This window comes from Streptomyces sp. DSM 120436, from assembly GCF_055778765.1.
The window spans coordinates 1,305,764-1,318,903 of sequence record NZ_JBSKBS010000001.1; the positions used below are offsets into that span (position 1 = coordinate 1,305,764).

9 protein-coding genes are annotated in these 13,140 nt (G+C 70.3%); 8 read left to right on the top strand and 1 reads right to left on the bottom strand.

All coding sequences use genetic code 11. The annotated features are described in order from the left end of the window. Positions 1-34 precede the first annotated feature (34 nt). The 3 genes from ACWH4W_RS05980 to ACWH4W_RS05990 all read left to right on the top strand — a co-directional run bounded on the left by ACWH4W_RS05980 (position 35) and on the right by ACWH4W_RS05990 (position 3,067). On the top strand, positions 35-1,117 hold the full coding sequence (locus ACWH4W_RS05980) for an inositol-3-phosphate synthase (RefSeq protein WP_106413406.1): 1,083 nt from the start codon (positions 35-37) through the stop codon (positions 1,115-1,117). Between the two features lie 79 nt (positions 1,118-1,196). Further along, entirely contained in the window at positions 1,197-2,459 is a 1,263-nt protein-coding gene (locus ACWH4W_RS05985) for an MFS transporter (RefSeq protein ID WP_473074764.1), read from the top strand. Positions 2,460-2,581: 122 nt separating this feature from the next. After that, positions 2,582-3,067 (top strand): LppU/SCO3897 family protein, encoded by a 486-nt coding sequence (locus ACWH4W_RS05990; RefSeq protein WP_473074765.1) that lies wholly within the window; start codon positions 2,582-2,584, stop codon positions 3,065-3,067. Between the two features lie 93 nt (positions 3,068-3,160). On the opposite strand, the gene ACWH4W_RS05995 is transcribed toward ACWH4W_RS05990, so the two are convergent. Next, the gene (locus ACWH4W_RS05995) at positions 3,161-4,627 is read right to left on the bottom strand and encodes a CCA tRNA nucleotidyltransferase (RefSeq protein WP_473074766.1); all 1,467 of its coding nucleotides are present in this window, start codon (positions 4,625-4,627) and stop codon (positions 3,161-3,163) included. 200 nt (positions 4,628-4,827) lie between these two features. Here ACWH4W_RS05995 and ACWH4W_RS06000 point away from each other — a divergent pair, with 200 nt between their 5' ends. The 5 genes from ACWH4W_RS06000 (at position 4,828) to ACWH4W_RS06020 (ending at position 13,131) form a co-directional block, all read left to right on the top strand. Continuing rightward, the gene (locus ACWH4W_RS06000; RefSeq protein ID WP_473074767.1) at positions 4,828-7,221 is read left to right on the top strand and encodes a DUF6049 family protein; all 2,394 of its coding nucleotides are present in this window, start codon (positions 4,828-4,830) and stop codon (positions 7,219-7,221) included. Between the two features lie 44 nt (positions 7,222-7,265). Next, positions 7,266-9,626 (top strand): murein biosynthesis integral membrane protein MurJ, encoded by a 2,361-nt coding sequence (gene murJ, locus ACWH4W_RS06005; RefSeq protein ID WP_473074768.1) that lies wholly within the window; start codon positions 7,266-7,268, stop codon positions 9,624-9,626. 142 nt (positions 9,627-9,768) lie between these two features. Then, complete coding sequence (locus tag ACWH4W_RS06010; RefSeq protein WP_473074769.1) at positions 9,769-11,466, top strand: protein kinase family protein; 1,698 nt, start codon at positions 9,769-9,771, stop codon at positions 11,464-11,466. 28 nt (positions 11,467-11,494) lie between these two features. Continuing rightward, positions 11,495-12,220 (top strand): RNA polymerase sigma factor SigM, encoded by a 726-nt coding sequence (gene sigM, locus ACWH4W_RS06015; RefSeq protein WP_473074770.1) that lies wholly within the window; start codon positions 11,495-11,497, stop codon positions 12,218-12,220. Continuing rightward, positions 12,217-13,131 carry an anti-sigma factor gene (locus ACWH4W_RS06020; protein WP_473074771.1) on the top strand — a complete coding sequence of 305 codons (915 nt, stop codon included), beginning with the start codon at positions 12,217-12,219 and terminating at the stop codon, positions 13,129-13,131. Before sigM ends, ACWH4W_RS06020 begins: the two co-directional genes overlap by 4 nt. Positions 13,132-13,140 lie beyond the last annotated feature (9 nt).

Sequence of the window (13,140 nt, forward strand, 5' to 3'; positions counted from 1 at the left end):
AGGGCCTCACTCGTACACACAGGGAGCAACCGGAATGGGTTCGGTTCGCGTAGCCATCGTCGGCGTGGGCAACTGCGCCGCATCGCTGGTGCAGGGAGTCGAGTACTACAAGGACGCCGACCCGGCGTCCAAGGTGCCGGGCCTGATGCACGTCCAGTTCGGCGACTACCACGTCGGTGACGTCGAGTTCGTCGCCGCCTTCGACGTGGACGCCAAGAAGGTCGGCCTCGACCTCGCGGACGCCATCGGCGCCTCCGAGAACAACACCATCAAGATCTGCGACGTTCCCCGCACCGGCGTGACGGTCCAGCGCGGCCACACGCTCGACGGTCTCGGCAAGTACTACCGCGAGACCATCGAGGAGTCCGCCGAGGAGCCCGTCGACGTCGTGCAGGTCCTCAAGGACAAGCAGGTCGACGTCCTCGTCTGCTACCTGCCCGTCGGCTCCGAGGACGCGGCGAAGTTCTACGCCCAGTGCGCCATCGACGCCAAGGTCGCCTTCGTCAACGCCCTTCCGGTCTTCATCGCCGGCACCAAGGAGTGGGCGGACAAGTTCACCGAGGCGGGCGTCCCGATCGTCGGCGACGACATCAAGTCGCAGGTCGGCGCCACCATCACGCACCGCGTCATGGCGAAGCTGTTCGAGGACCGGGGTGTCGTCCTGGACCGCACGATGCAGCTGAACGTCGGCGGCAACATGGACTTCAAGAACATGCTCGAGCGCGACCGCCTCGAGTCGAAGAAGATCTCGAAGACCCAGGCCGTCACCTCGCAGATCCCCGACCGGGAGCTCGGCGAGAAGAACGTCCACATCGGCCCGTCCGACTACGTCGCCTGGCTGGACGACCGCAAGTGGGCCTACGTCCGCCTCGAGGGCCGCGCGTTCGGTGACGTCCCGCTGAACCTGGAGTACAAGCTCGAGGTCTGGGACTCCCCGAACTCCGCCGGCGTCATCATCGACGCCCTGCGCGCCGCGAAGATCGCCAAGGACCGGGGCGTCGGCGGCCCCATCCTCTCGGCCTCCTCGTACTTCATGAAGTCGCCGCCGGTGCAGTACTTCGACGACCAGGCCCGCGAGAACGTCGAGAAGTTCATCAAGGGCGAGGTCGAGCGCTAGAAGCGCGGCCGCAGCGGGCAGTCGGGGGTCTCCGGGTCGTGTGTCCCGGAGACCCCCGTCGTATGTGAGGCTGTGCCCCATGGCTGTCGTCCGTGACCTGCGCGTTCTGCTGCGCTTCCAGGGCTTCCGGCGTCTGCTCGCCGTCCGGCTGCTCTCCCAGGGCGCCGACGGCGTCTTCCAGGTCGCGCTCGCCGCCTACGTCGTCTTCTCCCCGGAACGGCAGACCTCGGCCGCGGCCATCGCCTCGGCGATGGCCGTCCTGCTCCTGCCCTACTCCGCCGTCGGTCCCTTCGCCGGCGTCCTGCTGGACCGCTGGCGCCGCCGCCAGGTCTTCCTCTACGGCAATCTGCTGCGCGCCCTGATGGCGTCGGTGACCGCCGTCCTGATCCTCGTCCGGGTCCCCGACTGGCTCCTGTTCGTGGCCGCGCTGTGCGTCACCGGCGTCAACCGCTTCGTCCTCGCCGGACTCTCCGCCGCGCTGCCCCGTGTGGTGGACACCGAACGGCTGGTCATCGCCAACTCCCTCTCCCCGACCGCAGGAACGCTCGCCGCGACCGCGGGCGGCGGCCTGGCCTTCCTGGTCCGGCTGGTCGTCTCCGACTCGGACGCGGCCGTCGTGCTCGTGGGCGCCGCCCTCTACCTGTGCGCGGCACTGACGGCCCTGCGCATCGCCAAGGAACTACTCGGCCCGGACCGCGCTCCGGTGCGCCCCCGGCTGGCCACGGCCCTCTCCGGCACGGTCGGCGGCCTGGCCGCGGGCGTACGTCACCTCGCTGCCCCAGCGCGCAGGGACGCCGCCTGGGCGCTCACGGCGATGTTCCTCATGCGCTTCTGCTACGGCGGGATGCTCGTCATGCTGCTGATGCTGTGCCGGTACCACCTGACGTCGACCACCGACGAGGGACTCGCCCTGCTGGGGCTGGCGTTGGGGGTGTCCGGCGCCGGCTTCTTCGTTGCGGCCGTGCTGACGCCGTGGGCCGCGGGACGGATGGGACCCGGTCGCTGGATCGTGCTGTGCGCCGCCGCGGCGGCCGTGCTGGAGCCGGCGTTCGGCCTGCCCTTCGCCTCCGGCCCGCTGCTGGCGGGAGCGTTCGTCCTCGGCCTGAGCACCCAGGGGGCGAAGATCGCCACGGACACCATCGTCCAGGCCTCCGTGCACGATGATTACCGTGGCCGGATCTTCTCGGTCTACGACGTGCTGTTCAACGTGGCGTTCGTCGGCGCCGCGGCCGTTGCCGCCCTGGCGCTCCCTTCGGACGGCCGTTCGGCCACGCTGGTGGTAACAATTGCCGTTATCTACGGAGCGGTTGCGGTGACTATGGCCCGTTTTGGAGGCCAGTAAGTGTCACATCAGCGCCACAGAGCCAAATCTCGCTACAGAGTTGTCAGTGCGGACCGATAGCTTACGTGGGTCTTACCGACGCGCCTTTCGCGTCACATACCTATGCATAGGGGGACCCCCAAGTGACCACTCCGCCGCCCCAGGGCAACCCGTTCGCTCAGGGCCAGCAGCAGCCCTACGGCCAGCCCCAGGGCCAGCCCCCCTTCCCGCAGCAGGCCGGCCAGCCCGGCTTCCCGCCGCCGGGAGCCCCGGTGCCCCCGCAGCAGCAGGGTCGCAAGATCAGCTTTAAGATGATCAAGAACATCGTGATCGTGCTGATCGTCGCGGGCGTGGCCATCGGCGGGTGGATCGCGAGCCGCGACGACGCCAGCGCGGCTGCCGTGGGCGACTGCATGCACCGCGGCAGCACGGACGACAACGACCCGGACCTCGAGGTCGTCGACTGCGGTGACACGAAGGCGCAGTACACGGTGCTGGCCAAGGTCGAGGGCGACTTCTCCGGCCTGACGGCGCAGAGCAAGTGCGAAGCAGCCGCCAAGGACTTCGAGTACGTCTACACGGAGACCAACGGCAGCAAGAGCTTCCTGCTCTGCCTGAAGGACAAGTAAGACGACGCCGAGGGGCGGTGTTTCACGTGAAACACCGCCCCTCGGTTCGTGTGCGGGGCATGTTTCACGTGAAACATGCCCCCGTTCTCGTTGTCAGCCCTGCTGCCCGGCCCACCATTCCTTGAGGGCCTCCACGGCCTCGTCGCGCTCCATGGGGCCGTTCTCCAGCCGGAGCTCCAGCAGGTGTTTGTAGGCCTTCCCGACCGCCGGACCCGGCTTGATGCCCAGAATCTCCATGATCTGGTTGCCGTCGAGGTCCGGCCGGATGGAGTCCAGCTCCTCCTTCTCCTGAAGCTGAGCGATGCGCTCCTCCAGCCCGTCGTACGCACGGGAGAGCGCGGCGGCCTTGCGCCGGTTCCGTGTGGTGCAGTCCGAACGGGTCAGCTTGTGGAGCCGGCTGAGGAGCGGCCCCGCGTCGCGGACGTAGCGGCGGACGGCGGAGTCCGTCCATTCTCCCGTTCCGTAGCCGTGGAACCGCAGGTGCAGTTCGACGAGCCGGGAGACGTCCTTCACCAGTTCGTTGGAGTATTTCAGGGCGGTCATGCGCTTCTTGGTCATCTTCGCCCCGACCACTTCGTGGTGATGGAAGGAGACGCGGCCGTCCTTCTCGAAGCGGCGGGTGCGGGGCTTGCCGATGTCGTGCAGCAGGGCGGCGAGGCGAAGGATCAGGTCGGGACCGTCTTCCTCCAGAGCCATCGCCTGCTCCAACACGGTCAAGGTGTGCTCGTAGACGTCCTTGTGCCGGTGGTGCTCGTCGCGTTCCAGGTGCAGGGCCGGCAGCTCCGGCAGCACGTACGAGGCGATCCCGGTGTCCACGAGCAGGGTGAGACCCTTGCGGGGGTGCACGGAAAGGATCAGCTTGTTCAGCTCGTCCCGCACCCGCTCGGCAGAGACGATCTCAATGCGTCCCGCCATCTCCTTCATCGCCGTGACGACCTCGGGGGCCACCTCGAAGTCGAGCTGAGCGGCAAAACGCGCGGCCCGCATCATTCGCAGCGGGTCGTCGGAGAAGGATTCCTCGGGCGTCCCCGGCGTACGCAGCACCCGCTCGGCGAGGTCCTGCAGACCGCCGTGCGGATCGATGAACCGCTTCTCGGGGAGGGCGACGGCCATCGCGTTGACGGTGAAGTCACGGCGGACGAGGTCGTCCTCGATGGAGTCGCCGTAGGACACCTCCGGCTTGCGCGACGTGCGGTCGTACGCCTCGGACCGGTAGGTGGTCACCTCGATCTGGAAGCTCCGGTCAGTGTCCCCGACGCGTGCCTCCTTCTGGGCGCCGACCGTCCCGAAGGCGATCCCGACGTCCCAGACGGCGTCCGCCCAGGGACGCATGATCTTCAGGATGTCCTGCGGGCGGGCGTCGGTCGTGAAGTCCAGATCGTTGCCGAGGCGGCCGAGCAGCGCGTCCCGCACCGAGCCGCCGACCAGGGCGAGTGAGAACCCCGACTCCTGGAAACGGCGGGCGAGGTCGTCGGCGACAGGGGCGACCCGCAGCAGTTCACTCACGGCGCGGTCCTGCACCTGGCTCAGGGCACTGGTTGCTTCGTTGGCGTTCGGCACAACAGAAGAGGGTACGTGGCCCGCGCGGCCCGGAGCGCCCGGAAAAGGCGCGGGGACGGACACCTGTGTCGATCATGGACAAGGCGCACGCCGCTCGATCTTGAGCACCGGTCCGCGGCACTTCCCCTTCTCGCACCTCGTTACCATGCCTGGACGCACATTCCGACGACCACTGACGACGACAAGGGACGGGCGAGCGCGTGGCCGAGGCGGCAGACTTCCAGGGGACCAGTCCCTCACCTGCCCGCCGCTGGCTGTGGCGCTCGGGTGCCCTGCTCGCCGGGACGCCTCTCCTGGCCGGGCTCGTGCAGCTGCCCGCCGCGTCCCCCGCGGAAGCCGCCGCCCCGGCCGCGCCGCGGGCCGCCTCCGACGACGGATCGGTGGCCGTCTCCGTCGACTCCCTCACGCCCAGCGCCCCCGCCGAGGGTGACACCGTCACCGTCTCCGGGACGGTGACCAACAAGGGCAAGCGGGCCGTCACCGACGCCTCCGTCGACCTCCGGGTGGGATCACTGCTCAACACCCGCTCCAGCATCGACACGCTCGCCAAGAACTCCGGTGACATCGACGGCCCCCTCGGGGCGGAGATCGACGACAAGTACACCGAGAAGTTCTCCAAGCTCACCCCCGGGGTCTCGCAGCCCTACACGATCTCCGTGCCGGCGGACGAGCTGGACCTCGGCCAGGACGGCGTCTACGAGCTGTCCGTCACCCTCTCCGGCGAGACGTCCGACCAGCCGTGGGAGCAGACGCTCGGCGTCCGCCGCACGTTCCTGCCGTGGCAGCCCGAGGCAGCGGACACCAAGACGAAGACGACGTTCATGTGGCCGCTGATCTCCTCCGTCCACATGACGGCGGAGACCGGTTCGGACGAGGAGCAGACGCCCGTCTTCCACGACGACGAGCTCGCCGAGGAGATCTCCCCGGGCGGCCGTCTCGACCGGATGGTGGCCCTCGGACGGGACCTCGACGTCACCTGGGTGATCGACCCGGACCTGCTCGCCTCCGTCGAGGCGATGACCACCCGGTACGAGATCCCCGGCGAGAACGCGGACGACAAGAACGTCGTCGGCGGCCACCAGGCGGTCGCCAAGCGCTGGCTCACCGAGGTACAGAAGGCGGTGACGGGCAAGGAGGTCGTCGCGCTGCCGTTCGGCGACCCCGACCTCGCCTCCCTGGCCCATCACGGCACGTCGGTCACCGGCTCGCTGCGCCACCTCAAGGAGGCCACCGACGTCGCCGCCGGCACCGTCGAGTCGATCCTGCACGTCAAGCCCAGCACGGACTTCGCCTGGCCCGTCGAGGGAGCCGTGGACCCCGCCATCGTCAAGGTCTCGACCTCGGCCGGCGCCGACAAGGTGATCGCCCGCGGCGACACCTTCGAAGGGGGCCGCGACCTGACCTACACGCCCACCGCGCCCCGGCCCATCGGCGGCGGCACCACGGCCGTGGTCGCGGACGCACGGCTGTCCACCGCCTTCGACGGCGACATGACCAGGGCCTCCGCCTCCACCCAGGCGGTGCAGCGCTTCCTGGCCCAGAGCCTCACCCTCACCCTGCAGACGGATCGTCCGCGCAGCGTCGTGGTCGCCCCGCAGCGCACCCCGTCCGCCGCCCAGGCCCAGACCATGGCCGAGGTCATCGGCATCCTCCAGGGCAGCACCTGGTCGGAGCCGCAGGACCTCACGGCGGCCTCGAAGTCCAAGCCGGACCCGGCCGCCGGCACCGATGTGCCCCCGGCGTCCGCGTACCCGAAGTCCCTGCGCAAGCAGGAGCTCCCGCGATCGGCCTTCGAGCAGATCGCCAGGACGCAGGAGAAGCTCGACCGCTTCAAGGTGATCCTCTCCAATCAGTCCCGCGTGGTGACGCCGTTCGGGCGTGCACTGAACCGGGGCATGGCGGCGTCGTGGCGCGGCCGGCCGGCCGAGGCGGCGATCTACCGCAGCGGCGTCGAGACGTACCTGGACACGCTGAGCAGCCAGGTCCGGCTGATCGAGAAGTCGGAGACCAAACTCTCCGGCCGCAGCGCCACGATCCCCGTGACGGTGCAGAACAACCTGGTGCAGGGCGTCGAGCACCTGGTGCTGCGGCTCACCTCCACCAGCCCGACCCGTCTGGAGATCGACGGCAGCGCTTACGAGGAGCAGCCCGTCACCGTCTCCGGCGGCCACAGCCAGTCGGTGAAGTTCACCACGAACGCCAACGCCAACGGCCGGGCCACCCTGGTCGCCCAGCTCTACACGCAGGACGGCCGGCCCTACGGCCAGCCCGTCACGTTCGACGTGAAGGTCACCGAGATCACCGCGACGGTGATGCTGGTCATCGGCGGCGGTGTGCTGCTGCTCGTCCTGGCCGGCTTCCGGATGTACACCCAGCGCAAGCGCGCCGCGGCCCGCGAGGCCGAGGAGCGGGAGAACGCGGCGGACGCGGACGCCGACGGCCCGAAGAACCCCGAAGCCTCCGAGAGGCGTCCCACCCAGGAGTCCACGCCGGACACCCGGGAGGGTGCCCCGGAGCAGCCGAGTGACCCGGCTCCGGACACCGCACCGGAAAGCGCCGGCCCGTCCGGCACGGGTGAGAGAGTGGACCGTTGAGGAAGTCGTGGCCGGTCGGCCCGGGACGATGAGGTGGGGTAACCATGAACGCGCCGTACGACGGTGACCGCGGCAACGCCGCGGCCAACTCGGGCCATCCCGAGTCGGACCCCGCCGGGGGGTCGCCGCCCGGGCACGACCAGGCGTCACAGCCACCCGCCGACCTGTACGTCCAGGACGCCTACGCCCAGGACCCCTACCGGGCGCAGGACATCGACGTCCAGGACCCGGTCGCGGAAGCGCTCTACGACCGGTCGGCGCACCCGCCGCCCCCGCCCGGCGCGCAGCAGCCGCAGCAGCCCCTGTACGGGCAGCCGCCCCAGTCGCCGTACGCGCCCGACCCCCGGGTGTGGGCCCGGACACCCGCTCCGGAGCCGGACGGCCCCACCCAGCACCTGCCGTACGGCGACGACCCGCGCACCACGCAGTACGTCGGCGTGGACGACCTCGTCGGCCAGGCCGGAGAACAGCGCCACGAACCCGATGCCTTCGCGCACCTCTTCCGCGACCAGCAGCAGGGCGGCGCCTTCCCCGACCAGCACGGCGGGTACGCCCAGCGGCCTCAGGGCGACGCTTTTCCTCACCACTACGGCGGGTACGCCCAGGGGCCCCAGGGCAGCGCCCAGCCCGGGCAGCCGACGGGCGAACCGCAGCAGTACGCCCCCGTGCCGGTGCCCGGCCCCGCGTCCCCCACGCCCGGTCACTACGCGGGAGCCACTCCGCCGCCCGCCGCGGAGCCGGCTGCCCCGGAACCCGCGCCCGCGCCGAAGAAGGGCGGCCGCGCAGGCGGTCTGCTGAAGTCCAGCGCCGTGATGGCGGCGGGGACGATGGTCTCCCGTCTCACCGGTTTCATCCGGTCCGCGCTGATCGTGTCGGCCCTGGGCCTCGGCCTGCTCGGCGACTCCTTCCAGGTCGCCTACCAACTGCCGACGATGATCTACATCCTCACCGTCGGCGGCGGCCTCAACTCGGTCTTCGTGCCGCAGCTCGTGCGCGCCATGAAGGACGACGACGACGGCGGCGAGGCCTACGCCAACCGGCTGCTGACACTGGTGATGGTGGCGCTGGCGCTGCTCACCGCGGCCGCCTGGCTGGCCGCCCCGCTGCTGGTGCGCGCGCTGTCGAACCCCGTCGCCTCGGACCCCGCTGCCAACGAGGTCGCCGTCACCTTCACCCGGTACTTCCTGCCCTCGATCTTCTTCATGGGCGTCCATGTGGTGATGGGCCAGATCCTCAACGCGCGCGGCCGGTTCGGCGCGATGATGTGGACCCCGGTCCTGAACAACATCGTCATCATCGTCACGCTCGGCACGTTCATCTGGGTCTACGGCACCGCCGCGGACTCGAAGATGCAGGTCTCGAACATCCCGCCGGAGGGCATGCGGCTCCTCGGCATCGGCGTGCTGCTGGGCCTCGTGGTGCAGGCCCTCGCGATGATCCCGTACCTCCGGGAGACCGGCTTCCGCATGCGGCTGCGCTTCGACTGGAAGGGCCACGGCCTCGGCAAGGCGGCGATGCTCGCCAAGTGGACCATCCTCTTCGTCCTGGCCAACCAGGCGGGCGCGCTGGTCGTCACCCAGCTCTCCACCTCCGCGGGCCTGGACTCGGACGTCGAGGGCACCGGCTTCGCCGCCTACGCCAACGCCCAGCTGATCTGGGGCCTGCCGCAGGCCATCATCACGGTCTCCCTGATGGCCGCGCTGCTGCCCCGCATCTCCCGCTCGGCGGCCGAGGAGGACGGGGGCGCCGTCCGGGACGACATCTCCCAGGGCCTGCGCACCACCGCCGTCGCGATCGTGCCCATCGCCTTCGGCTTCGTCGCGCTCGGCATCCCGATGTGCACCCTGATCTTCGGGTCCTCGGGCACCGGCGCGGCCACCAACATGGGGTACATGCTGATGGCCTTCGGCCTCGGCCTGATCCCCTACTCCGTGCAGTACGTCGTCCTGCGCGCCTTCTACGCCTACGAGGACACCCGGACCCCCTTCTACAACACGGTCATCGTGGCCGCCGCGAACGCGGTCGCCTCCGGCCTCTGCTTCCTGGTGCTGCCGGCCCGCTGGGCCGTGGTCGGCATGGCCGCCTCGTACGGCGTCGCCTACGCCCTCGGGGTCGGCGTCGCCTGGCGCCGGCTGCGCAAGCGGCTGGGCGGCGACCTGGACGGCGCCCGGGTGCTGCGGACCTACGCCCGTCTGTGCATCGCCTCCGTCCCGGCCGCCCTGCTCAGCGGCGCGGCCTGTTACGGCATCAGCAAGGTCCTGGGCCAGGAGGTCCTCGGTTCGTTCGCCGCGCTGCTGGGCGGCGGGGCCGTCCTGCTGGGCGTCTTCTACGTGGCTGCCCGCCGGATGCGTATCGAGGAGGTCAACTCGCTGGTCGGTATGGTGCGCGGACGCCTGGGACGCTGAGACAAGGGGTAGGCGCACAACCATCATCGGCCCCCGCGTGTCGTGCATAGCGGCGGACTGTGGGCACAATTGGGTTCGGCGTCGGACTGCGCGCGACGGACGCCGGGCCGACGCGCATCGGATGGGGAGGCAGGGAACGACGGTGGCGGAACGGAGCACAGCTGCCGTCGACGTGGCAGACGACAGCGACGAGCAGTCGCTGACCGCGGAGGCGGACCAGTCCACGGCCGACGGGGTGGCCAAGAACCGGGAGCGGGACACGGACAACGACGAGGCACAGGAGAGCACCGGGACCGAGGGCCCCGCGACGACCTCGCCGCCCGAGCTGCACAGCGGCCACAAGCTGGCCAGACGCTACCGCCTCGAGGAGTGCGTCACCCGTCTGGACGGGTTCAGCAGTTGGCGTGCCGTGGACGAGAAGCTCCGCCGTGCCGTCGGCGTGCACATCCTGCCGGCGGACCACTCGCGCGCCCGGTCCGTACTGGCCGCGGCCCGCTCCTCGGCCCTGCTGGGCGACCCGCGCTTCGTGCAGGTCCTGGACGCCGTCGAGGAGGACGACCTCGTCTACGTCGTCCACGAATGGCTGCCCGACGGCACCGAACTGACCACCCTCCTCGCCTCCGGTCCGCTGGAGGTGTACGACGCCTACCAGATGGTCAGTCAGGTCTCGAGCGCCATGGCGGCGGCCCACCGCGAGGGCCTCGCCCATCTGCGGCTCAACCCCAACGCCGTCCTGCGCACCTCGACCGGCCAGTGGCGCATTCGTGGTCTCGCCGTCAACGCGGCGCTGCGCGGCGTCAGCTCGGACATCCCCCAGCGCACGGACACCGAGTCGATCGGCGCCCTGCTGTACGCGGCGCTGACCCAGCGCTGGCCGTACGAGAACGACGCCTACGGCATGTCAGGTCTGCCGAAGGACATCGGTCTGATCCCGCCCGACCAGGTCCGGGCCGGCGTCCACCGCGGCCTGTCCGAACTGGCCATGCGCGCCCTCGCCAACGACGGCGCCACCGCCTCCCGCCACGAGTCGCCGTGCACCACGCCGGAGGAGCTGGTGAAGGCGATCGGCGAGATGCCCCGCATCCGCCCGCCTGAGCCCGCGTTCACCGCCCCGCCGGACTACCAGCGCACCACGTACCAGCAGGGCTCCTACGCACGTCCCGCCGTTCCCTCCCACGTCACCCAGCCGACGCCGGTGCCGCCCCCACCGTTGCAGAGCCGCACCGGCAAGGCTCTGAAGTGGGCCGTCTCGGCGTTGCTGATCGCCGCGCTGGGGCTGGGCAGTTGGCAGCTCGCGGACGCCCTCATGAACCAGGGCGGCACGGCCGACGACACCAAGACCCAGACGACCGAGGGCGACGACAAGAAAGCCCCCAAACCGGTGCGCGGCAAGCCGATCGCCATCTCGGAGCTGCACGACTTCGACCCGTTCGGCTCGGACGGGTCCGAGTACCCGGAGAACCTGCCCAAGATCCTGGACGGCGATCCGACGAGTTACTGGCAGACGAGCTACTACGCGAGCTCCGACTTCGGCCGCCTGAAGCCGGGTGTGGGAGTCGTCGTCGACCTCGGCAAGAGCCAGGACGTCGGGAAGGTCACCGTCACCTTCATCGGCAGCACATCCGTCGAGCTGCGTGCCGCCCCCGGCGGCGCGGAGTCCCGGCCGACCTCCTTCGACTCGTACAGCAAGGTCGCCGAGGGGTCGGGCGCCACTGTCTCCCTCGCGCCCAAGGGCACGGTGAAGACCCGCTACCTCCTGGTCTGGCTGACCGATCTCCCCCTGCAGGCCGACGACGGCCGGTGGCGTGGCCGGGTCGCGGACATCAAGGTGACCAGCTGAGGCCAGTCACGTCGAGGGAGGAGATCCGATGGCGGACGGGGCCGCACACTCCGGAGTGAGCGATCAGGATCTGCTCACCCGGCACGTCGACGGCGATCCCGACGCCTTCGGCGAACTCGTGCGGCGGCACCGCGACCGACTTTGGGCCGTGGCCCTCCGGACGCTACGGGATCGCGAAGAAGCCGCCGACGCCGTCCAGGACGCCCTCGTCTCCGCCTACCGGGCCGCTCACACGTTCCGCGGCCAGTCGGCTGTCACCACCTGGCTGCACCGCATCACGGTGAACGCCTGCCTGGACCGTGCACGCAAGGCCGCCTCCCGGAAGACGGCGCCGATCGACGACACCGAGCGCCTGGAGCAGCTGCTCGAGCCACACGAGTCCGCCTCGGCGCCCGCGGAGCGCAACGATCTGCACCGCCAGCTCATCGAGGCGATGGGCACCCTTCCACCCGACCAGCGCGGGGCGCTCGTCCTGGTGGACATGCAGGGCTACCCGGTCGCCGAGGCGGCCCGCATTCTCGGCGTCCCCACCGGCACGGTCAAGAGCCGGTGCGCCCGGGGCCGCGCGAGACTCCTGCCCCTGCTCACCCACCTGCGTCCCGGGAGCGCTGGTGAGGAGGAGAGCAGAGACAGGGGACGGAACCGGAGAGGGGAGACATCCGTCCCACCCGCAGCGGGTCCGCAACGACCGGACCCGCCCGGCACAGGATCGAACAACCCGGCTGCAGTGAAGGGCGGAGGTGGGCGAGCGTGACGTCGACGACCGACAAGGCGGAGCACCCGGACGTCGCAGAGATCTCCGACCTCACCGAGGGTCTCCTCCCGGCGGACCGCAGGGAGGGCGTCCGGAAGCATCTGGATCGGTGCGAGCTCTGTGCCGACGTCCACGCCTCCCTCGAGGAAATCCGAGGGCTGCTCGGCACGGTTCCGGGTCCGCCGCGGATGCCGGCGGATGTCGCGGGGCGCATCGACGCCGCCCTGGCCGCCGAGGCCCTGCTGCACGCCACGGCACCTGTGACCGACGAAGAGGACGAGAGCGTCACCGTCGGTACGACTGTGGCCGAGGGTGAACCGTCTCATGTTTCACGTGAAACATCGGCGCCCTTCGACCGGCCTGCGGGCCGCCCCCGCTCCTCGACCACGGGGCCGGGCCGCAAGCCCCGGCTTCGGGGCGGGAACCGCCGGACCGTCGTTCTGGGAACGGCGTTCGCCGTAGCCGCTCTCGGCCTCGGATCCGTGGTGCTGTCCTCGCTGAACGACAGCGGAGACCCGGACGAGGAACACCGGACGACCGCTGCGGACACCTTTTCCGAGGGGAGGCTGGAGAAGCAGGTCACCGATCTGCTCGCACGCAGCCCGCAGCAGGACAAGGGAGCCCGCTCCCCGCACACCTTCGGCATGGAGTCGGATTCCTCCGGCGCGAACCCCAGGGTGTTGACGAAGCCGGTGGTCCCGGAGTGCGTCCAGGAGGGCATCGGCCGCAACGACGCCGCGCTGGCCACCGAGCAGGGTGTTTATCAAGGGAAGGCCGCCCTGCTCGTCGTGCTGCCCGACGCCTCGGACGCCACGCGCGTGACGGCCTACATCGTCGACGCGACATGCGTGGAGAACGCCTCCCCGTCCTCCACCGCGAAGGTCTTGCTGGAACACACCTACACGCGCTGACCGCACACA

Excerpts from the sequence above, each read along its gene's own strand:
- ACWH4W_RS05985 (WP_473074764.1), top strand. The coding sequence starts at position 1,197 with ATGGCTGTCGTCCGTGACCTGCGCGTTCTGCTGCGCTTCCAGGGCTTC.
- ACWH4W_RS05980 (WP_106413406.1), top strand. The coding sequence starts at position 35 with ATGGGTTCGGTTCGCGTAGCCATCGTCGGCGTGGGCAACTGCGCCGCA.
- sigM (WP_473074770.1), top strand. The coding sequence starts at position 11,495 with ATGGCGGACGGGGCCGCACACTCCGGAGTGAGCGATCAGGATCTGCTC.
- murJ (WP_473074768.1), top strand. The coding sequence starts at position 7,266 with ATGAACGCGCCGTACGACGGTGACCGCGGCAACGCCGCGGCCAACTCG.